18 protein-coding genes, 1 rRNA gene, 1 pseudogene and 1 riboswitch are annotated in these 20,153 nt (G+C 67.9%); of the genes and pseudogenes, 15 read left to right on the plus strand and 5 right to left on the minus strand.

Features of this window, described 5'->3' with window-relative positions; genetic code table 11:
* The 11 genes from rrf to ACGFNK_RS41890 form a co-directional block, all read left to right on the plus strand.
* A 5S ribosomal RNA gene (rrf, locus tag ACGFNK_RS41840) occupies positions 1–87 on the plus strand; the annotation flags it as partial.
* A gap of 151 nt (positions 88–238) precedes the next feature.
* Positions 239–847: a CDP-alcohol phosphatidyltransferase family protein gene (locus ACGFNK_RS41845; RefSeq protein ID WP_386357225.1), complete on the plus strand. Its 609-nt coding sequence runs from the start codon at positions 239–241 to the stop codon at positions 845–847.
* Positions 848–963: 116 nt separating this feature from the next.
* On the plus strand, positions 964–3,459 hold the full coding sequence (locus tag ACGFNK_RS41850) for a sugar phosphate nucleotidyltransferase (RefSeq protein ID WP_393425419.1): 2,496 nt from the start codon (positions 964–966) through the stop codon (positions 3,457–3,459).
* An 89-nt stretch (positions 3,460–3,548) separates the two neighbouring features.
* Positions 3,549–4,451: a DUF881 domain-containing protein gene (locus tag ACGFNK_RS41855; RefSeq protein WP_393425422.1), complete on the plus strand. Its 903-nt coding sequence runs from the start codon at positions 3,549–3,551 to the stop codon at positions 4,449–4,451.
* Positions 4,448–4,780, plus strand: a complete 333-nt coding sequence (locus ACGFNK_RS41860; RefSeq protein ID WP_003988855.1) for a small basic family protein — start codon at positions 4,448–4,450, stop codon at positions 4,778–4,780. Before ACGFNK_RS41855 ends, ACGFNK_RS41860 begins: the two co-directional genes overlap by 4 nt.
* A gap of 5 nt (positions 4,781–4,785) precedes the next feature.
* Positions 4,786–5,697: a DUF881 domain-containing protein gene (locus tag ACGFNK_RS41865; RefSeq protein WP_393425425.1), complete on the plus strand. Its 912-nt coding sequence runs from the start codon at positions 4,786–4,788 to the stop codon at positions 5,695–5,697.
* Positions 5,698–5,887: 190 nt separating this feature from the next.
* Positions 5,888–6,730 carry an FHA domain-containing protein gene (locus ACGFNK_RS41870; protein ID WP_393425428.1) on the plus strand — a complete coding sequence of 281 codons (843 nt, stop codon included), beginning with the start codon at positions 5,888–5,890 and terminating at the stop codon, positions 6,728–6,730.
* Between the two features lie 39 nt (positions 6,731–6,769).
* On the plus strand, positions 6,770–7,498 hold the full coding sequence (locus ACGFNK_RS41875; RefSeq protein ID WP_393425431.1) for a MerR family transcriptional regulator: 729 nt from the start codon (positions 6,770–6,772) through the stop codon (positions 7,496–7,498).
* An 86-nt stretch (positions 7,499–7,584) separates the two neighbouring features.
* Complete coding sequence (locus tag ACGFNK_RS41880; protein WP_033327106.1) at positions 7,585–8,058, plus strand: bifunctional nuclease family protein; 474 nt, start codon at positions 7,585–7,587, stop codon at positions 8,056–8,058.
* Between the two features lie 245 nt (positions 8,059–8,303).
* Positions 8,304–8,981: a MerR family transcriptional regulator gene (locus tag ACGFNK_RS41885; RefSeq protein ID WP_386357209.1), complete on the plus strand. Its 678-nt coding sequence runs from the start codon at positions 8,304–8,306 to the stop codon at positions 8,979–8,981.
* A gap of 112 nt (positions 8,982–9,093) precedes the next feature.
* Entirely contained in the window at positions 9,094–10,455 is a 1,362-nt protein-coding gene (locus tag ACGFNK_RS41890; RefSeq protein WP_393425436.1) for a DNA polymerase IV, read from the plus strand.
* 54 nt (positions 10,456–10,509) lie between these two features.
* Here the strand turns inward: ACGFNK_RS41890 and ACGFNK_RS41895 are convergent, their stop codons facing one another.
* Positions 10,510–10,881: a PRC-barrel domain-containing protein gene (locus ACGFNK_RS41895; RefSeq protein ID WP_388668089.1), complete on the minus strand. Its 372-nt coding sequence runs from the start codon at positions 10,879–10,881 to the stop codon at positions 10,510–10,512.
* A gap of 120 nt (positions 10,882–11,001) precedes the next feature.
* Positions 11,002–11,098, plus strand: a riboswitch (glycine riboswitch).
* A gap of 182 nt (positions 11,099–11,280) precedes the next feature.
* On the opposite strand from ACGFNK_RS41895, the gene gcvP reads away from it, so the two are divergent.
* Positions 11,281–14,166 (plus strand): aminomethyl-transferring glycine dehydrogenase, encoded by a 2,886-nt coding sequence (gene gcvP, locus ACGFNK_RS41900; protein WP_393425440.1) that lies wholly within the window; start codon positions 11,281–11,283, stop codon positions 14,164–14,166.
* A gap of 112 nt (positions 14,167–14,278) precedes the next feature.
* Here the strand turns inward: gcvP and ACGFNK_RS41905 are convergent, their stop codons facing one another.
* Complete coding sequence (locus ACGFNK_RS41905) at positions 14,279–14,485, minus strand: DUF5999 family protein (protein WP_386357200.1); 207 nt, start codon at positions 14,483–14,485, stop codon at positions 14,279–14,281.
* A 386-nt stretch (positions 14,486–14,871) separates the two neighbouring features.
* A complete protein-coding gene (locus ACGFNK_RS41910) occupies positions 14,872–15,465 on the minus strand; it encodes a hypothetical protein (RefSeq protein ID WP_393425443.1) in 594 nt (197 codons plus the stop codon).
* A 662-nt stretch (positions 15,466–16,127) separates the two neighbouring features.
* On the opposite strand from ACGFNK_RS41910, the gene ACGFNK_RS41915 reads away from it, so the two are divergent.
* Positions 16,128–17,648 (plus strand): glutamate--cysteine ligase, encoded by a 1,521-nt coding sequence (locus ACGFNK_RS41915; protein ID WP_393425446.1) that lies wholly within the window; start codon positions 16,128–16,130, stop codon positions 17,646–17,648.
* 43 nt (positions 17,649–17,691) lie between these two features.
* Here the strand turns inward: ACGFNK_RS41915 and ACGFNK_RS41920 are convergent.
* A pseudogene (locus tag ACGFNK_RS41920) lies at positions 17,692–17,941 on the minus strand (hypothetical protein); the annotation flags it as partial.
* Here ACGFNK_RS41920 and ACGFNK_RS41925 point away from each other — a divergent pair.
* The gene (locus tag ACGFNK_RS41925; protein ID WP_393425674.1) at positions 17,886–18,113 is read left to right on the plus strand and encodes a hypothetical protein; all 228 of its coding nucleotides are present in this window, start codon (positions 17,886–17,888) and stop codon (positions 18,111–18,113) included. The pseudogene ACGFNK_RS41920 and the gene ACGFNK_RS41925 overlap by 56 nt on opposite strands.
* A 198-nt stretch (positions 18,114–18,311) precedes the next feature.
* Positions 18,312–19,112, plus strand: coding sequence for a CPBP family intramembrane glutamic endopeptidase (locus ACGFNK_RS41930; RefSeq protein ID WP_393425449.1), 801 nt, complete (start codon positions 18,312–18,314; stop codon positions 19,110–19,112).
* A gap of 55 nt (positions 19,113–19,167) precedes the next feature.
* Here the strand turns inward: ACGFNK_RS41930 and ACGFNK_RS41935 are convergent, their stop codons facing one another.
* Positions 19,168–19,977 (minus strand): PhzF family phenazine biosynthesis protein, encoded by an 810-nt coding sequence (locus ACGFNK_RS41935; protein ID WP_393425452.1) that lies wholly within the window; start codon positions 19,975–19,977, stop codon positions 19,168–19,170.
* Between the last annotated feature and the right edge of the window lie 176 nt (positions 19,978–20,153).

Consider the following 20,153-nt stretch of genomic DNA (forward strand, 5'->3'; position numbering starts at 1 on the left):
GGTTACATTCCGAACCCGGAAGCTAAGCCTTACAGCGCCGATGGTACTGCAGGGGGGACCCTGTGGGAGAGTAGGACACCGCCGAACTAAATGTAGAGCTCCGGTCCTTGGACGATAAGTCCGAGGGCCGGAGCTTTCTTGTTTCCACTGTGCTACCCGAACCCCTCCGCGCCGCAGGGAGATGCCTGCAGGTAAGGTCAGGTGGCAACGTTGGCACGCTCCCACAGGAGGCCCCCGGGTGGAGGTCCAAGAGACCCGCGTCCAGACAGACCGGGTCCTCACCATCCCGAACATCCTCAGCATGGCGCGTCTTGTCGGCGTACCTGTCTTCCTGTGGCTGATCCTGTGGCCTGAGTTCGGCGGGCCCAAGAGCGACGGCTGGGCGCTTCTGGTGCTCATGCTGAGCGGCATCAGTGACTATTTGGACGGCAAGCTTGCCCGGCGCTGGAACCAGATCAGCAGTCTCGGCCGGCTCCTGGACCCCGCGGCCGACCGGCTCTACATTCTGTCGACATTGGTCGGTCTCACCTGGCGCGAGATTCTGCCACTCTGGTTGACGGCCGCCCTGTTGGCGCGAGAGCTGGTTCTGCTGGTGATGGTGGGCATCCTCAGGCGCCATGGCTATCCGCCGCCGCAGGTGAACTTCCTTGGGAAGGCAGCTACGTTCAACTTGATGTATGCCTTCCCGTTGCTGTTGCTCAGCGACGGAAGTGGATGGATCGCGTCACTCGCTGCTATTTTCGGATGGGCGTTCGCAGGATGGGGTACAACGCTCTACTGGTGGGCAGGGATCCTCTACGTGGTTCAGGTCCGCCGCCTTGTCCGCGCGGACGCCATGGCCGATTGAGCTCGCCGAATGGGCAGTCGTAGTGGCCTCTGATGGCCCGCAGACCGAATGTGCGGGACAATCTGGACGGGTGAAGTCGGCTAGACCGTCATCTCTTCAAGGAGGACGCTTCCGACATGAAGGCCGTTGTGATGGCCGGAGGCGAAGGCACACGCCTTCGCCCTATGACCTCAAGCATGCCCAAGCCGCTCCTGCCCGTGGCCAATCGCCCAATCATGGAGCATGTGCTGCGGCTGCTGAAGCGGCATGGGCTCAATGAGACCGTCGTAACTGTCCAGTTCCTGGCTTCGCTCGTCAAGAACTACTTCGGCGACGGTGAAGAGCTCGGAATGGAGCTCACCTATGCCAATGAGGAGAAGCCACTCGGTACTGCCGGCAGCGTCAAGAACGCCGAGGAGGCGTTGAAGGACGACGCTTTCCTTGTGATCTCCGGTGATGCTCTGACTGATTTCGATCTCACCGATTTGATCAATTTCCACAAGGAAAAGGGTGCACTCGTCACTGTCTGCCTTACGAGGGTTCCCAATCCGCTGGAATTCGGCATCACCATTGTCGATGATGAGGGCAAGGTCGAGCGCTTCCTGGAGAAGCCGACCTGGGGCCAGGTTTTCTCGGACACCGTGAATACGGGCATCTATGTCATGGAACCCGAAGTCTTCGACTATGTTGAGGCTGATGTTTCCGTCGACTGGTCCGGTGATGTCTTCCCGCAGCTGATGAAGGAGGGCAAGCCGGTTTACGGCTATATCGCTGAGGGCTACTGGGAGGACGTCGGTACACACGAGAGTTATGTGAAGGCGCAGGCCGACGTCCTGGAGGGCAAGGTCGATGTCGAGCTCGACGGCTTCGAGATCTCGCCGGGCGTCTGGGTGGCAGAGGGCGCCGAGGTGCATCCCGATGCAGTGCTTCGAGGGCCGCTGTACATCGGGGACTACGCCAAGGTCGAGGCGCATGTCGAAATCCGTGAGCACACCGTTGTCGGCTCGAACGTTGTGGTGAAGAGCGGGGCCTTTCTCCACAAGGCCGTTCTTCACGACAACGTGTACATCGGCCAGCACAGCAATCTGCGCGGCTGTGTCGTCGGAAAGAACACGGACATCATGCGGGCCGCGCGTATCGAGGACGGCGCGGTCATCGGCGATGAGTGTCTTGTCGGCGAAGAATCGATCGTGCAGGGGAACGTACGCGTCTACCCGTTCAAGACCATCGAGGCCGGCGCCTTCGTCAACACCTCGGTCATCTGGGAGTCCCGCGGACAGGCACATCTCTTCGGTGCCCGCGGGGTGTCCGGGATTCTCAATGTGGAGATCACTCCGGAGCTCGCCGTGCGCCTCGCGGGGGCATATGCGACGACGCTCAAGAAGGGCTCCACGGTCACGACGGCTCGCGATCACTCCAGGGGTGCTCGTGCGCTGAAGCGTGCGGTCATTTCCGCGCTGCAGGCAAGCGCCATCGACGTACGGGACCTGGAGAACGTACCGCTGCCGGTGGCGCGGCAGCAGACCGCTCGGGGCAGTGCCGGCGGGATCATGATCCGGACGACTCCAGGGGTCCCGGACTCGGTCGACATCATGTTCTTCGACGGGCGTGGGGCGGATCTGTCGCAGGCGAGTCAGCGCAAGCTCGACCGCGTTTTCGCGCGGCAGGAGTACCGGCGTGCGTTCCCGGGCGAGATCGGGGACTTGCACTTTCCGGCCAGTGTCTTCGACTCGTACACCGGCTCTCTGCTCAGGAATGTCGACACCACCGGGGTTGCTGAATCCGGGCTGAAGGTGGTCGTGGATGCCTCCAACGGAAGCGCCGGACTGGTTCTACCCAGCCTGTTGGGCAAGCTCGGTGTCGACTCGTTGACCATCAATCCCGGTCTGGACGAGCGGAGGCCTACCGAGACGGCGGATGCGCGCAGGTCGGGGTTGGTGCGGCTCGGGGAGATCGTGGCCTCGGCGCGGGCCGCGTTCGGAGTGCGGTTCGACCCGGTCGGTGAGCGGCTCTCGCTCGTCGATGAGAAGGGGCGGATCGTCGAGGACGACCGGGCGCTGTTGGTGATGCTCGACCTGGTGGCCGCCGAGCGGCGCAGCGGGCGGGTGGCACTGCCGGTGACCACTACGAGGATCGCCGAGCAGGTAGCGGCGTACCACGGCACTCAGGTCGACTGGACGACCACCTCGCCGGACGATCTGACACGGGTCGGGCGCGACGACTCGACGATCTTCGGAGGCGATGGGCGCGGCGGGTTCATCGTGCCGGAGTTCAGCAGCGTCTTCGATGGTACGGCGGCCTTCGTAAGGCTCATCGGTCTGGTGGCGCGCACTCAGCTCACGCTCAGCCAGATCGATGCGCGGATTCCGCGGGCGCATGTCCTCAAGCGCGATCTTGCGACTCCCTGGGCAGTGAAGGGCCTGGTGATGCGGCGGGTTGTGGAGGCCGCTGGGGATCGCTTTGTCGACACAACCGACGGCGTACGGGTCGTGGAGACCGACGGGCGTTGGGTGATGGTGCTGCCCGATCCTGCGGAGGCCGTCACGCATCTGTGGGCCGAGGGGCCCGACGACGCGTCCGCCCAGGCGTTGCTCGACGAGTGGTCGTCTGTGGTGGACAGCGCCGGGCGCTGAGCAAGCGCGCGTGCCGAACGGTGCCCCCGCCGGGGCCCGTTCGGCACGTCGGTGGGGCCATTCGGAGGTGGCGGTCGCGACGTGCGACGATGTGCGGCATGCCGCAGCACCCCCTCGTTCGGAGCACCCCCACGCGCCCTCCGCGGCTGGACGCCTCCATGTCGCTGCTCACCAACGTCATGGACCACAGTCTGGACGAGGGGTATGCGGAGGCGGCCGCCCGTAAGAAGGCCGAGAACGCCGGCGGCATGCCGAAGACGGTGCGGGCAAAGGTTGGTCTCGCGGTCGGACTGGTACTGGCGGCCCTCGTGGTCACCGTGGGCGCGGCACAGGCACGGATCGAGGCTCCGGTCGTCGCGAAGGAGCGCGAGGAACTCATCGACCGCATCGACAGTGAGAACGCGGTGGCCGACAAGCTCGAGGACAGTGTCGACGAGTTGCGTGACGACGTGAGCGCTCGGCAGCGCGAGGCGCTGAAGAAGCACGGCGGTGACCGGGGCGAACTGGTCGGAATCCTGTCGGGAGCGGTCGAAGTGCACGGTCCCGGCGTGAAGCTGGTCGTCGACGACGCGAAGGAAGCCGATCAGAGCGGTGACGGAGACGCGCGCGAGACGTCGGGCTTCTCCGACACCGGGCGAGTACGGGATCGCGATCTGCAGCGGGTCGTCAACGGGCTGTGGGCATCGGGCGCCGAAGCCGTCTCGATCAACGGGCAGCGGCTGACGTCGCTGTCCGCGATCAGGGCGGCGGGCGACGCGATACTGGTCGACAACAAGCCGCTGGTGCCGCCGTACACCGTGCTCGCGGTGGGGGACGGCAAGGGGCTGAGCAGCGAATTCGAGAGCAGTGCCGACGGGCTGTATCTGCAGGCGCTGCACGAGAACTACGGAATCCAGACCGGCCTTTCCGTCGAGGACGACGTCCGGCTGCCCGCCGCGCCGAGTGTGATCGTACGAACAGCAGAACCGAGCACAGAGAAGGGCACATCGTGATCGCCGTACTGGGCCTCGTCGTGGGAGTCGTGGCTGGATTGCTGGTTCGGCCCGAAGTTCCGGCGGTGGTCGAGCCATACCTCCCGATCGCCGTGGTCGCGGCGCTCGACGCCGTGTTCGGCGGGCTGCGCGCGATGCTGGACGGCATCTTCGACGACAAGGTCTTCGTGGTGTCCTTCCTCTCCAATGTCGTGGTGGCCGCGTTGATCGTCTTCCTGGGCGACAAGCTCGGCGTCGGCGCTCAGCTGTCCACGGGCGTCGTCGTCGTCCTCGGCATCCGCATCTTCTCCAATGCCGCGGCGATCCGCCGGCACGTGTTCCGGGCGTGAGGCCGATGAGCAACCAGGAAGAGACCCCTGAGCAGGCCCCCAAGGCCGCCCCTGAGAACCGGCTGAGCAAGAAGCTGCCCGAAGAGGTGCAGGCTGAGGGGCCGAAGACGCCGAAAACCGAGGCTTCTCAGACGCCGAAAACCGAAGCATCGGAGCCACCGGAGACCGATCCGGAGCAGGCCGAGCCGACCCTGTCCGGTCGTCAGCGGCTGGTGAACGGTCTGTGGCCGCCACGCCTGTCGCGTGCGCAGTTCATCGTCGCCCTTCTGCTGTTCGGTCTCGGCTTCGGCCTGGCCGTTCAGGTGGCGTCCAACAGCGACGGCGACGGCGCGCTGCGTGGAGCGCGTCAGGAAGATCTCGTACGCATCCTCGATGAACTGGATGACCGTACTCAGCGTCTGGAAGAAGAGAAACAAGGTCTCGAAGATCAGCGCACCGAGCTGGAGAACAGCTCGGACCAGGCCGAGGAGGCCCGCAAGCAGACGGTCGAGAAGGAGAAGCAGCTCGGGATACTTGCGGGCACGGTGGCGGCGCAGGGGCCCGGCATCACGCTGACCATCGGCGACACGAAGGGGGCGGTCGAGGCCGACATGCTGCTCGACGCGATCCAGGAGCTGCGCGCAGCCGGATCGGAGGCGATCCAGGTCAATGGCGTACGGGTGGTCGCCAGCACGTACCTGACGGACCCGAGCGGGGGTGGAGTGAGTGTCGACGGGAACAAGATCAGCGCGCCTTATCGTTTCAAGGTCATCGGCAAGCCGCAGGACCTCGAACCGGCGCTCAACATCCCCGGTGGAGTGGTGCAGACTCTGGAGAAGGAGCAGGCCACTGTCACGGTGGAGCGCTCCGACAAGATCATCGTTGATGCCTTGCGACCAGCGAAGCAGCCTGACTACGCTCGGTCGTCCTCCCAGTGAGGCGGGGGCGCATGCGTGCCGCTCGTCGCGGGCATGACGTTGCGGGGGGTCGACGCACCGAATGGGTGGTGCGTGGTGGAAACTGTTCGGTGGATGCCGACGTTGTGAGGATGTCCGGCTCGACCGGTGTGTGTAATCAGGGTTCGTCCTGCCCCACGGGCGGGTCTGTTTCGGTCAAGGGGAATCGCCCGTGAAGTTGTTTGCGAAGTGGTTTGGCAAGAGCGCGAAAGAGGGCAGCGACAGTGCCACTGCCCGCCATCGCGCGTCGCGCCATGAAGATGCCGAAGGGCAGGGGGAGCGCCCGCTGTTCCGAGATCAACTCGGTGGCCCGGGTGGTGACATTTCCGGTGGTCAGGGCGCGTCGTCTGTTGACCCTGCCCAGTCAGGGCGCATAGGTTTCGGGGATCCGTCAACCTCAAGTGCGGGTGGAGGGTTCTCCCCCGATCCGTACGCGTCCAATGCCCAGGCAGGACAGCCGCGGCAGGAGGATCCGTCCATGTCGGCCCTGGTGTGCACGAGGTGCGGGAATCGCAACGCGCAGAACAGCCGCTTCTGCTCCAACTGCGGCGCGCCGCTGCGCGCCGGAGCGGCTGCCGAGCGTCCGTCGGAGACCACCTCGACGATCTCCATCTCGGGCCTCGAGGCTTATGACGCCGAAGCCACCGGCCAGACACAGATGCCGATGCTGTCGCCCGAGGCGCAGGCGGCTGTGGACGCGCTGCCGCTCGGCTCAGCGCTCCTGGTGGTGCGCCGCGGCCCCAACTCGGGCAGCCGCTTCCTGCTGGACAGCGACCTGACCACGGCGGGCCGTCATCCGCAGAGCGACATCTTCCTGGACGACGTGACGGTGTCGCGTCGCCATGTGGAATTCCGTCGGCAGCCGGACGGCACGTTCACCGTGGCGGACGTCGGCAGCCTGAACGGCACGTACGTCAACCGGGAGCGGATCGACTCCGTCCCGCTGTCGAACGGCGACGAGGTGCAGATCGGCAAGTACCGGCTGGTCTTCTACGCGAGCCAGCGGGGAATCTGACCCTCCCCAGAATCCGTCAGGGGACCCCAGGGAAGGGCCATGCTTCGAACACCGAGCGGCGGTGCCGGGAACGGCGCCGCCGCCCGTGGGCTGATGAGTATCGGCACGGTGCTGAACGTGCTGCGCGAGGAGTTCCCCGAAGTCACCATTTCCAAGATCCGCTTCCTGGAGTCGGAAGGGCTCATCGAGCCGCAGCGGACCCCGTCGGGGTACCGGAAGTTCAGCCCGGAAGACGTCGAGCGCCTGGGCCACGTACTGAGGATGCAGCGGGACCACTATCTGCCCCTGAAGGTGATCCGCGAACACCTGGACGCCATGGAGCGCGGTGAGGCGGTGCAGCTGCCGTCGCTGGGACGGCAGCGTGACGGCGAGGCCACCGACGAGCCGGAGGGACCCACCGCGGCGCGAATCGGGCGGGCCGAGCTGTTGGCCACCGCCGAGATCGGTGAGCAGGAGCTCGACGAGTGGGAGTCGTACGGCCTCATCACGCCGCTGCCGGACGGGGGTTACGACGCCGAGGCGGTGACCGTGGCCGGCCTTGTCGTGGAACTCGGGCGCTTCGGGATCGAGCCGCGGCATCTGCGCGCCGTGAAGGCCGCCGCCGACCGTGACGCCGGACTCGTCGACCAGGTCGTCGCCCCGCTCCGTCTGCACCGCAATCCGCAGACCAGGGCACACGCAGAGGCGCGGACCAGGGAGCTGGCGGGACTCGCGGTGAAGCTGCATGCCGCGCTGGTGCAGTCCGCGCTCGGAGTACGGCTGCATTGAACCCGAGGCATGTGACCGAGCCCGGATCCGCCGCCCGTTCCGTGCTCGACTACCCAAAGATGCCGAGCACGGCCTAGGGTTGCTGTGTGAACGAGCTCGACGTCGTAGGTGTCCGGGTCGAAATGCCCTCCAACCAACCGATCGTGCTCCTGCGTGAAGTGGGAGGCGACCGTTACCTCCCCATCTGGATCGGGCCGGGGGAGGCGACGGCGATCGCCTTCGCACAGCAGGGCATGGCTCCCGCGCGACCGCTGACGCACGACCTGTTCAAGGACGTGTTGGAGGCCGTCGGCCAGGAACTCACAGAGGTGCGCATCACGGACCTGCGGGACGGTGTGTTCTACGCGGAGCTCGTGTTCGCCAGCGGGGTCGAGGTCAGCGCCCGGCCGTCCGACGCCATAGCGCTGGCGCTGCGCACCGGGACGCCGATCTACGGCAGCGACGGGGTGCTGGACGACGCGGGGATCGCGATTCCGGACGAGCAGGAGGACGAGGTGGAGAAGTTCCGCGAGTTCCTCGACCAGATCTCGCCCGAGGACTTCGGCACCAACAGCCAGTGACCCGGCCTGACGCCCACAACCGAGCTGGGGCTGCGGGACGAATATCCAGTGACCCTCCGGGACCACCGGACGACAGGGCGTGCGAGGGTCGGGCGGGGAGCATTCGGCTAGCCTTTCCCCGCGGTGGGGCACGGGAAACCACTCTTAGGGTGATTATCACTCGGCGTGCCGAGTGCGGTGGTCGTTGACGCACCCCCCGTGACTGCCTACCGTCGAGAAGGCAGGTCAAGGGGACGGAGGTCGGCGTGAGAAACAGCGGCGACGGTACGGCTGGGGGCGCCCCCGGACGCAGTCCGGTGGAGAGCGGCCCGTACCCTCCCCCAAGCTCTCGGCTCCGCTCGGGCATGGGGTATCCCCAGCATGGCGGCGCGGCCGACCACGCTCCACAGCAGCGGCCGACGCCGGCGCCGGACGGTGGCGGGGTGGCGTCCGAGGAGATCGGCTATCGCGGTCCCACGGCCTGCGCTGCCGCGGGCATCACCTACCGGCAACTGGACTACTGGGCCCGCACAGGCCTCGTCGAGCCGAGTGTGCGACCTGCCTACGGGTCGGGGACACAGCGGCTGTACAGCTTCCGGGACGTTGTCGTCCTGAAGATCGTCAAGCGGTTTCTCGACACGGGTGTGTCGTTGCAGAACATCCGTACCGCGGTCCAGCACCTGCGGGAGCGCGGATTCCGTGACCTCGAGCGCATGACGCTGATGAGCGACGGGGCGACGGTCTACGAGTGCTCCTCGCCCGACGAGGTCCACGCGCTGCTCCAGGGTGGGCAGGGCATCTTCGGGATCGCCGTGGGGGTGGTCTGGCGGGACGTGGAGAGCGCGCTCTCGCAATTGCACGGGGAGCGCGTCGACACGGGCGAGACGCTCGTCGGGCACCATCCCGCGGACGAGCTGGCGCGGCGTCGCAACCGCGCGGTCTGAGCGAGCGGTTACCGGAGGGCCCCGCACATCGAGGGGGCAGGGCTTGCGCACCGAGGGGCGAAGGCTGCTGCGTACGGGCGCATTGTCAGTGGCGTAGGGCAGCATCGGAGATGTGAGAACCGCGCCCACGATCCTGCATCTCGACATGGATGCCTTCTTCGCTTCGGCGGAGCAGGCGGCCAAGCCGAGCCTGCGCGGGAAAGCGGTCATCGTGGGTGGGCTCGGGCCACGGGGTGTGGTCGCGACGTGCTCGTACGAGGCCCGGGTCTTCGGAGTCCATTCCGCGATGCCCATGGCGCAGGCGAGACGGCTGGCGCCGAACGCCGCGTATCTGGTGCCCCGGTTCGGGTTCTACCGGGAGATCAGTGAGCAGGTGATGGGGCTGCTGCGCGAGCTGTCGCCGCTGGTGGAGCCGCTGAGCCTGGACGAGGCTTTTGTCGATCTGGAGGCCGGGGAAGCGGCCTGGGACGAGGCTTCGGCCCGGCTGGCGGGGGCGAAGCTGCGCGCGGACATCCGGGCCGTCACCGGGCTGACCGGGTCGGTGGGGCTGGCGGCCTCCAAGATGCTCGCGAAGATCGCCTCAGAGCAGGCCAAGCCCGACGGGCTGGTGGTGATAGATCCGGGGACGGAGCGCGAACTGCTCGCTCCCATGTCGGTGCGCACATTGCCCGGGGTGGGGCCGGCCACCGGGGACCATCTGCGGCGGGCCGGGATCACGACGGTCGGGGAGATCGCCGAGGCGGGTGAGGACGAGGTCGTACGGCTCCTCGGAAAGGCCCACGGAATCGCGCTGTACGCCATGGCGCTCGCGCACGACGAGCGGCCCGTGGTGGCCGAGCGGGACACAAAGTCGGTGTCCGTCGAGGACACGTACGACGTGGACATCCATGACCGGGTGCGGGTGCGGATGGAGGTGCAGCGGCTCGCCGACCGGTGTGTGCGGCGGCTGCGCGGCGCGCATCTGTCGGGGCGGACCATCGTCCTCAAGGTGCGGCGGTACGACTTCTCGACGCTGACCCGTTCCGAGACTCTGCGGGGTCCCACGGACGACGCCGCGGTGGTGCGGGAGGCGGCCGCACGGCTGCTGGAGTCCGTGGACACCACCGGAGGCGTACGGCTGCTGGGAGTCGGGGTCTCTGGGCTCGCCGACTACACACAGGAGGATCTCTTCGCGCAGGTTCGGGCGCAGGCCGAGGCACGGGCTCACGCGGGTGAGCCGGAGCTTTCGGCGCAGGACAAGGCGCAGGAGCCGGCCGATGAGCAGGAGGCGCCTGCCGTGCGGCGGTGGGCCGCGGGGCATGACGTACGGCATGCCGAGTTCGGGCACGGGTGGGTGCAGGGCAGTGGCATCGGGCGGGTCACGGTGCGGTTCGAGACGCCCGACTCCGAACCCGGGCGCGTACGCACCTTTCGGATCGACGATCCGGAGCTGGAGCCGGCGGACCCGCTGCCGCTGGTGTCGCGAAGACCGTAGGCCTCGGCGACAGCGCTCCGCTGGGAATACCGCACCGGACTTCGGCAAGCCCGCCTAGGGCTCGTCCGAGCCTGCGAGGTGGCCGAAGTCGCGGTCCGGGGGCGGAGGCGGGGGTGTTACGTCGAGGCCGTAGTGGTGGTAGAGCTGGAGTTCTTGTTCCGGGGAGAGGTGCCGGCCGACGCCGAAGTCGGGGGCGTCCTTGATGAGGGCGCGGTCGAAGGGGATCCGCAAGGTGCCCTCGACGAGTTCGCTGGGCTCCAGGGGCACGAAGGCGTCTCTGCCGAACAGGCCGGTGCGTATGGCCGCCCACTCCGGAGTACCGGTCGCGTCGTCGAGATATACCTCGTCGACAGTGCCGATCTTGTGGCCGTCGCGGTCGAACGCCTTGCGGCCGATCAGGTTGCGCGGATCGATGTCGGTCTGCACGGGCCCTCCATCTGGTCACAACTCATCCGTCAGCACTACGCATCCATAAGCACTACGAAAGGGCACTTTGCGGTGGGCGGCCACTCGGGGGATGCCCGCTGGTACGCTGTCAACGGCCGCTGATCCCGTGCGGGAGAGTCCTCCAAGGCTTCATCGGAGGCGCCGAAGGAGCAAATCCTCCCCGGAATCTCTCAGGCCCACGTACCGCGCGGACGAGGCCACTCTGGAAAGCAGAGCGGGTGTTTGACGGCTTCCGCTCTCACCGACGGTGAAAGCCGGGACGCCGTACAGTCGGCGGACCGGTGAAGCTCTCAGGTTGAGATGACAGAGGGGGAGGCCGTCCGGGCACCCGCGCCGTGGTGCCCTCGAAGGTCGTGTCAGACCAGGAGGCCTCCGCAAATGACCGCCCATCGCATTCCGCTCTCCGAGCTCGAACGGGGAATCCCCTTCGAGCAGCGCCACATCGGACCCGACACCGAGGCCCGGGCCAAGATGCTCGCGCAGGTGGGGTACGGCTCGCTCGAGGAGCTGACGTCCGCCGCGGTGCCGGATGTGATCAAGGACGCCGAGGCGCTCGCGCTGCCGGCCGCGCGTTCCGAGGCCGAGGTCCTCGCCGAGCTGCGCTCCCTCGCGGACCGTAACGAGGTCCTCGACTCGATGATCGGGCTCGGCTACTACGGCACGTTCACGCCGCCGGTGATCCTGCGCAACGTCATGGAGAACCCGGCCTGGTACACCGCGTACACCCCGTATCAGCCGGAGATCTCGCAGGGCCGCCTCGAGGCGCTGCTGAACTTCCAGACCATGGTCGCCGACCTCACGGGCCTGCCGACGTCGGGAGCCTCGCTGCTCGACGAGGGCACCGCCGCGGCCGAGGCCATGGCGCTGTCGCGACGCGTGGGCAAGGTCAAGAACGGCGTCTTCCTCGTCGACGCCGACGCGCTGCCGCAGACCATCGCCGTCATCGAGACGCGCGCCGAGCCGATCGGCGTCGAGGTGGTCGTCGCGGATCTCAGCGAGGGCATTCCGGCCGATGTCGCCGAGCGCGGCGTGACCGGCGTGCTCATCCAGTACCCGGGCGCCTCCGGTGCCGTACGGGACATCAAGCCCGTCATCGAGCAGGCGCATGAGCTGGGCGCGATCGTCACCGTCGCCGCCGATCTGCTGGCGCTGACGCTGCTTGCCTCGCCGGGCGAGCTCGGCGCCGACATCGCGGTCGGCACGACGCAGCGCTTCGGGGTCCCGATGGGCTTCGGCGGGCCGCACGCCGGGTACATGGCGGTGCACGAGAAGTTCGCCCGCAACCTGCCGGGCCGTCTCGTCGGTGTCTCGCTGGACGCGGACGGCGACCAGGCGTACCGGCTCGCCCTTCAGACGCGGGAGCAGCACATCCGCCGGCAGAAGGCGACCAGCAACATCTGTACGGCTCAGGTGCTGCTCGCCGTGATGGCCGGTATGTACGCCGTCTATCACGGTCCGGAGGGCCTCAGGTCGATCGCGCAGCGCACCCACCGGTACGCCACGATCCTCGCCGCGGGGCTGAAGGCGGGCGGAGTCGAGGTCGTCCACGCGGCGTACTTCGACACGCTCACCGTTCGGGTGCCGGGCAGGGCCGCCGAGATCGTCGCGGCCGCCCGTGAGGGTGGGGTCAACCTGCGTCTCGTCGACGCCGACCAGCTGTCCATCGCCTGCGACGAGACCACCACGCGGACCCAACTGGGCGCCGTGTGGACCGCGTTCGGCGTCGAGGGTGAGATCGAGGCGCTGGACGCCTCCGCCGAGGACACGCTGCCCACCGCGCTGCTGCGCGCCGACGAGTACCTCACGCACCCGGTGTTCCACCAGCACCGCTCCGAGACCGCGATGCTGCGTTATCTGCGCCGCCTCGCCGACCGTGACTACGCGCTCGACCGCGGCATGATCCCGCTCGGCTCCTGCACCATGAAGCTCAACGGCACCACCGAGATGGAGCCGGTCACCTGGCCGGAGTTCGGGCAGCTGCACCCCTTCGCGCCCGCCGAGCAGGCGCAGGGCTACCTCACGCTCATCCGTGAGCTGGAGGAGCAGCTTGCCGAGGTCACGGGCTACGACAAGGTGTCACTCCAGCCCAACGCCGGTTCGCAGGGAGAGCTGGCCGGCCTGCTCGCCGTACGCGGATATCACCGCGCGAACGGCGACAAGCAGCGCACCGTCTGCCTCATCCCGTCCTCCGCGCACGGCACGAACGCGGCGAGCGCCGTCATGGCCGGCATGAAGGTCGTCGTCGTGAACACCGCCGAGGACGGCGAGATCGACGTCGAGGACCTGCGCGCCAAGATCGAGCAACACCGTGACGAGCTGGCGGTGCTGATGATCACGTACCCCTCGACGCACGGCGTCTTCGAGGAGCACGTCGCCGACATCTGCGCGCAGGTGCACGACGCGGGCGGTCAGGTGTATGTGGACGGCGCCAACCTGAACGCGCTGGTGGGCCTCGCCAAGCCGGGCCGCTTCGGCGGTGACGTCTCGCACCTCAACCTGCACAAGACGTTCTGCATCCCGCACGGCGGTGGCGGTCCGGGCGTCGGCCCGGTCGGTGTACGCGCGCATCTTGCGCCGTACCTGCCGAACCACCCCCTGCAGCCCGCCGCGGGCCCGGAGACGGGCGTCGGTCCGATCTCTGCCGCTCCCTGGGGTTCGGCCGGGATCCTGCCGATCTCCTGGGCGTACGTACGCCTCATGGGCGGCGAGGGGCTCAAGCGGGCCACGCAGGTCGCCGTGCTGAGCGCGAACTACGTGGCCAAGCGGCTGGAACCGCACTATCCCGTGCTGTACACCGGTCCCGGCGGGCTTGTGGCACACGAGTGCATCATCGATCTGCGGCCGCTGAACAAGGCGACCGGCGTGAGCGTCGACGACATCGCCAAGCGACTGATCGACTATGGGTTCCACGCGCCGACGATGTCCTTCCCGGTGGCCGGGACGCTGATGATCGAGCCGACCGAGAGCGAGGATCTGGCCGAACTCGACCGGTTCTGCGAGGCGATGATCGCCATTCGTACGGAGATCGAGCGGGTCGGCTCCGGGGAGTGGCCGGCGGACGACAACCCGCTGCGGAACGCTCCGCACACGGCGGCCGTGCTCGGCGGCGCATGGGAGCACGCGTACAGCCGTGAGGAGGCCGTCTTCCCGGCAGGGGTGTCGGCCGCGGACAAGTACTGGCCGCCGGTGCGGCGGATCGACCAGGCGTACGGCGACCGGAACCTGGTCTGCTCCTGCCCGCCGCTGGACGCTTACGACGAGTAGCCGCGTAATCGCATCCGGGCATACGTCGGGGCCGGTTCCGGGATGTCCCGGGGCCGGCCCCTCATATGTCTGAGCAACGTGCCTGGCGTCGCCTGTGGTGCGCCCGTGCGGCTCAGGCGGCGGTCATCACCTGCGCGCCGGCCGGCGGTCGGTGCGGGGCGATGATCCGGCCGTCCGGCAGGAGCTCACCGGTGTCCTCGAAGAGCAGGACGCCGTTGCACAGCAGGCTCCATCCCTGCTCCGGGTGGTGCGCCACGAGGTGCGCTGCTTCCCGGTCGGCGGAGTCGGCTGTCGGACACGGTGGCTGGTGCTGGCACATTGGCGGGATCTTTCCCTGTGTAGTGAGGTCGGTGATCGTCTTGTGGTCTGTGCTGCGGCTCGATGAGGTGTTCATGGCCGCCCCCCGTTTGTCAGTCGGTACGGAACCCAGTGTTGCCCTATAAACGTCAATCCGCAGGGATTTCACAGTGGCGCTTCTCACAGGTTGATGACGCACCACTCGTGCGGATGGTTCATTCCAACTGGGCCGCCTGTTCGGGTGGTTCGGAATGGTCGGATACGTCTAGTCAGAATGGGCCGGGCGTGCGCTGCGTCCCCTCTGCCACTCTCGGCTTCGCTCGAGCGGGGGGACCCCCATCGTCACTGCGCGCAGCAGCGTGCCCCGCGACCGGAGTGGGGCCGCGGGGCACGGAAGCCGAGGTGTGCTCAGGCCGGTGAGCCGAGCAGCGGGGGAGTGGAGGCGGGGGTGAGCCGGTTGGTCAGGACGGGCAGCAGTTCGGCCACGCGGTGCGGGCGGTGCGCGGCGATGCCGGGCGGCGCGGGAGCGAGGGGCACCAGGAGGTCGGTGGCGGCGGGGTGGCCTTCGGCGCCGTCGGCGGTGCAGTCGCCGTGCAGCCAGAGCGTGAGCATGTAGAGCTCGGGTACGGAGAGCAGGCGGGCCTGGTAGGACTGCGTCATGGTCTCCGCCTGGCGCAGCGCGTGCTCCGTGGCGGCGACGTACGGCCCCTCGAAGAAGTGGGAGAAAGCCCATCCGTCGGGGGTCAGCCTGGTCTCGGCAGCCGCCACGGCAGACCCACCGCAGCGGATGAGGAAGCGCCACCCTGCGAGACGGGTGGCCGAGGCGCCGGCCGGGGTGATCCGGTCGAGCACGTGGACGGGCAGTGGGAGGTCGGGGGTCGCGGGGCCCTGGGCGTTGCGCAGGGACGGGGTGGGTGCCTCGCGGACGGCGGTGGGAGAACCGAGGGCCGTGAGGACGGTACGTACAGCGGGCGCGGGAGCCGGAGGGACATGCAGCGGCATGGTGAGTCGCCTCTCTTCGACAGGCACAGGTGGCGCGAGGGCGGTGGCGGACGACGCTGTCAGCACTTTGGGGCAGAGGGGCGGGGGTTCCCGGCCTGTGGGGCCACCGTGCTGCCTGTCGCGCGGCGTCTGGCGCGTACGCTCGCATCAAATGTTCTTCTGTCGCTTTGCGATCGCACGCATCAGACGCTGCGCGGCTCACCTCTCGGTGAATGACGTCACTGTGACGACAGGTCCGGCGACCACGAGCGCCGACTCTCTGCCTCGTTCGAGAAGTTTATACGACCCGTGTTCAGGCGGTGTTTCGTCTAGCCGTTGCGCAGATTAAGGGCTAGGCACAATTCGGTCGTCGATAAGTGCCTTTGATCCCGATTCTCGATGAGCGTCCCGCGATGACCTCGGGATACCTCACCGAAACGGTCGGCCAAATGTCGTCGGCGTTTTTCACGAGACCGCAACTCGTCGGAGAAGAGGTCATCGCCCGGCCGAAAACCGCGCCCTGCCTCATGCCGCGTGAATGTGCCTGGAGATCCTGCGTCCAGAGTAGCGGCCGACAGGACTGTCCAGGACGTTATTGATCGCATTGCCTGGGCATCATCCCCCGTGACCCGGGACGTCAGCGGCCGGTTTGTCGGGCTGCCCAGTCGAGGAGGGACGCTTCGATGGGGGAGAAGGTCGAGGCAGCGTCGTTCGGCCTGTCCGATCGGCAGCGCTACCGAGGCAAGCTCCGGCAGTGCCTGGCGGGGCTTGAGCGGCTGTTGGCGGAGGAGCGGTTCGACCGCCCGAAGAACCTCATGGGCCTGGAGATCGAGCTCAATCTCGCGGGGTCGGACGGTATGCCGCGCATGATGAACGCTCAAGTACTTGAACGTATCGCCAGCCGTGATTTCCAAACAGAACTCGCCATGTTCAATCTGGAAGTCAACATTGCCCCACATCGACTGGGCGGCCGGGTATTCGACCGCCTCGCCGAGGAGTTGCGCACCTCGCTCGCATATGCCGATCGCAAAGCGAACGAGGTCGACGCGGGCGTCGTGATGGTCGGCATTCTGCCCACGCTCGCACGCGACGACCTGGTCTCCGCGAACCTCTCCGACGTGGACCGCTACACCCTGCTCAACGACCAGATCGTGGCGGCCCGCGGCGAGGACTTCACACTCGACATCGACGGCGTCGAGCGGCTCAGCTGCACATCCGCTTCCATAGCGCCCGAAGCCGCCTGCACCTCCGTGCAGCTGCACCTTCAGGTCACGCCGGGCCGCTTCGCCGACGTGTGGAACGCGGCGCAGGCGATCGCCGCCGTGCAGGTCGCGGTCGGCGCCAACTCCCCGTTCCTGTTCGGCCGTGAGCTGTGGCGCGAGTCCAGGCCGCCGCTGTTCCTGCAGTCCACCGACACGCGTCCGCCCGAGTTGCAGGCCCAGGGGGTGCGTCCGCGCACCTGGTTCGGAGAGCGGTGGATCTCGTCGGCGTACGACCTCTTCGAGGAGAATCTGCGCTACTTCCCGGCCCTGCTGCCGATCTGCGACGACGAGGATCCACAGCGCGTCCTGGACGGCGGCGGCATCCCCCGGCTCGGCGAACTCGTGCTGCACAATGGCACCATCTACCGCTGGAACCGCCCGGTGTACGGCATCGACGACGGCGTTCCGCATCTGCGCGTCGAGAACCGCGTACTGCCCGCCGGTCCGACCGTCACCGACGTCATCGCCAACACGGCCTTCTACTACGGGCTCATACGCGCCCTCGCCGAGGACGCCCGGCCCGTGTGGACGCGGCTGCCCTTCGAGGCCGCCGCCGCCAACTTCGACCACGCGTGCCGGTATGGCATCGAGGCACACCTACAGTGGCCGCGGCGCGGCCGGTACGGCGGGACGACGCGGGTGCCCGCGGTGCAGCTGGTGCTGGACGAGCTGCTGCCGCTCGCGGAGGCGGGTCTGGACGCGTGGGGTGTCGAGCCGGCCGATCGGGAGCTCTACCTCGGGGTGATCGAGGAGCGGTGCAGAAGCCGGGTGAACGGGGCGTCCTGGCAAGCCAGTACATTCCACCGGGCGCTGGACACCGGCATGGACCGGGGGGCGGCGCTGGCCGCCATGACGAAACGTTATTGCGAGCTGATGCACCTCGGTGAGCCGGTACACACCTGGCCGGTGGGGCTGCCGGAGCCGGCGATCCCGCTGGCGTGACCCCGCGATCCGGCTCGGCGAGCCCGGGATCCCGCTGCGGCGATCAACTCCGGCTGCCCGCCCGCACGATGGTTTTGAGGATCACCGAGTGGATCTCGGACGGGTCGGTGACCAGATGGCCCGAGCCGCCCGTCGTCTTCGCGATCTGGTCGACCTCGTCCTGGTCGGCGTCCGGGCCCCGCGATCGCGATCAGTGGCACCGGGCGCTCCGGATCGGTGAGCCTCTGGAGCTCGGCGATGAGCTCGGAGCGCGAGATGCTGCCCGGGTCCTCGTCGACCCAGTCGGTCAGGCGTACGGCGCTGTCCTGGCAGGTCGGCCGGAGGGGCAGCAGCCCGCCCTCGATTGCCGCCACGCTGCCCCCGGCGACGGAGAGAACGAGCGCGGTCGCGATCGCCACCCTGCGGCGTCGCGCGCGTGGACGGGGGTCGGCTGTGCTCCTCCCGCCCCGGTCAGGCAAGCTGTGACGTCCCATGCGGTGGTGCCCCTCCCCTGCTTGAGCCGTGAGCCGTACGGCGGCCGCATGACGAGGCGTGAAAGGGAGGTACGCCCCGTACGGCGTCCGTCCCCCGATGGCCTGTCGCGCACGATCTTCGTAGCTCCTTTCGACACCTTGGCGGGGGCCAGGATGGGGATGAGACGGGATTACACAATTGGAGGCACGTGTGCAGGCGGAGGCGGGGTCGGTGGCCGATGCTTTTCCAGCGGAGCAGCCGGCGCGACGAATTTTTCGCGATGAGTTGCTGCTCGTGCTGGGGGTGTCGCTCGGTGCGAGCGGGGTTTCCGCGCTGATCAGTTTTGTCGGGTCGGTGACGAAGCCGGGCGGCCTGAAGGATCAGGCGGCCAATCTGAACGCCTCGGCGGCACCGGGGCGTCCATGGCTTGATCTGGCCTGGCAGTTGTTCGGGATCACGTCGGCGTTGGTCCCGGTTTTGCTCGTCGCGCACCTGCTGCTCCGCGAGGGGGCGGGGTTGCGCACCATCGGCTTCGACCGCACTCGTCCGTGGCCGGATCTGGGCCGGGGTGCGGCGATCGCAGCGGTGATCGGCAGTACGGGGATCGCCTTCTATCTGGCGTCCCGTGGCCTCGGGTTCAACCTCACGGTGGTTCCGGAATCGCTGCCCGACGTGTGGTGGAAGTACCCGGTGCTGATCCTCTCCGCGGTGCAGAACGCTGTCCTGGAGGAGGTGATCGTCGTCGGGTATCTGCTGCGCCGGCTCGGGCAGTTGGGGTGGACGCCGGGTACCGCGCTGATGGCCAGCTCCGTGCTGCGCGGCTCGTATCACCTGTATCAGGGCATCGGTGGGTTCATCGGGAACATGGTCATGGGCGTCGTCTTCGTCTACCTGTACCGCCGCTGGGGCCGCGTCGGACCGTTGGTGGTCGCCCACTCACTGCTCGACATCGGGGCGTTCGTGGGGTACGCGCTGCTGGCGGGCAAGGTGGGGTGGCTGCCCACTGCGTGAACGTTACGGATCTGGAAGGGGCGTACGAGCACGTCGTACGCCCCTTCTGTGCTGTTCAGGTGTGGAGTTCGCCCTCGATGACGGTGACCGCGCGGCCCGTGAGCAGGGTGCGGTCGCCGTGGAGGCGGGTGTGGACCAGGCCTGAGCGGGGGGATGCCTGGAGGCCGGTGAGGTCGGGGCGGCCGAGGCGCTCGGACCAGTAGGGGGCGAGCGCCGTGTGGGCGCTGCCGGTGACCGGGTCCTCGTCGATGCCCATCCTCGGGAAGAAGCAGCGCGAGACGAAGTCATGGCCCTGTGAAGGGTCTTCGGCGACGGCGGTGGCGATGATGCCGCGCTCGGAGTGCCGGACGAGGGCCCTGTGGTCGGGGGTGAGGCCCAGAACGGTCTTCTCGTCGGCCAGTTCGACCAGGAGGTCGCCGACGTTCGGGCCCGTGTCGTGCGCGGTGAGCGGCTCGGCGCCCAGGGCCTCGGCCAGGCCCGCCGGGACTTCGACCTGAGTGAGTGGTGCGGTCGGGAAGTCCAGCGTGATGGACCCGTCGTCGTTCGTGGTGGCGATGAGTACGCCGCTTCTGGTCGCGAACCGTACGGGGCCCCGTTCGGCGTCCGTGGTGGCCAGCACGTGTGCGGTGGCGAGTGTCGCGTGGCCGCACAAGGCGACCTCGGTGACGGGCGTGAACCAGCGCAGTGCCCAGTCGGCTTCGCCGCCCTCGGGGAGGGGGTGGGCGAACGCCGTCTCCGCGTGGTTGACCTCCAGGGCCACGCTCTGGAGCCAGGCGTCGTCGGGGAAGGCGTCGAGGAGGAGGACCCCGGCCGGGTTGCCGGCGAAGGGGCGGTCGGTGAAGGCGTCGACGATTCGAATCCGCATGAGCTGACGCTAAGCCGGGGCCGCAGTCGCAGGCCAAGGCCAATTCGGGGTGCGTGGACCGGAGGTGGGCTGTTTCGGGGGTTGGGTGCGGACGTGTGCGCTGTCAGGAGGGGGCTTGCCAGGCGAGCCATCACGATATATCGTTGACGCATCGCGACCGATCAACGATGGAATGG

Source organism: Streptomyces sp. NPDC048825 (assembly GCF_043198355.1).
GTDB lineage: Bacteria > Actinomycetota > Actinomycetes > Streptomycetales > Streptomycetaceae > Streptomyces > Streptomyces xiangluensis.

Bases quoted from the DNA above. Each gene is read 5' to 3' on its own strand.
- ACGFNK_RS41915 (WP_393425446.1), top strand. From the start codon at position 16,128: ATGGGGGAGAAGGTCGAGGCAGCGTCGTTCGGCCTGTCCGATCGGCAG.
- gcvP (WP_393425440.1), top strand. From the start codon at position 11,281: ATGACCGCCCATCGCATTCCGCTCTCCGAGCTCGAACGGGGAATCCCC.
- ACGFNK_RS41925 (WP_393425674.1), top strand. From the start codon at position 17,886: ATGAGCTCGGAGCGCGAGATGCTGCCCGGGTCCTCGTCGACCCAGTCG.
- ACGFNK_RS41875 (WP_393425431.1), top strand. From the start codon at position 6,770: ATGCTTCGAACACCGAGCGGCGGTGCCGGGAACGGCGCCGCCGCCCGT.
- ACGFNK_RS41855 (WP_393425422.1), top strand. From the start codon at position 3,549: ATGTGCGGCATGCCGCAGCACCCCCTCGTTCGGAGCACCCCCACGCGC.
- ACGFNK_RS41935 (WP_393425452.1), bottom strand. From the start codon at position 19,977: ATGCGGATTCGAATCGTCGACGCCTTCACCGACCGCCCCTTCGCCGGC.
- ACGFNK_RS41910 (WP_393425443.1), bottom strand. From the start codon at position 15,465: ATGCCGCTGCATGTCCCTCCGGCTCCCGCGCCCGCTGTACGTACCGTC.
- ACGFNK_RS41905 (WP_386357200.1), bottom strand. From the start codon at position 14,485: ATGTGCCAGCACCAGCCACCGTGTCCGACAGCCGACTCCGCCGACCGG.
- ACGFNK_RS41850 (WP_393425419.1), top strand. From the start codon at position 964: ATGAAGGCCGTTGTGATGGCCGGAGGCGAAGGCACACGCCTTCGCCCT.
- ACGFNK_RS41865 (WP_393425425.1), top strand. From the start codon at position 4,786: ATGAGCAACCAGGAAGAGACCCCTGAGCAGGCCCCCAAGGCCGCCCCT.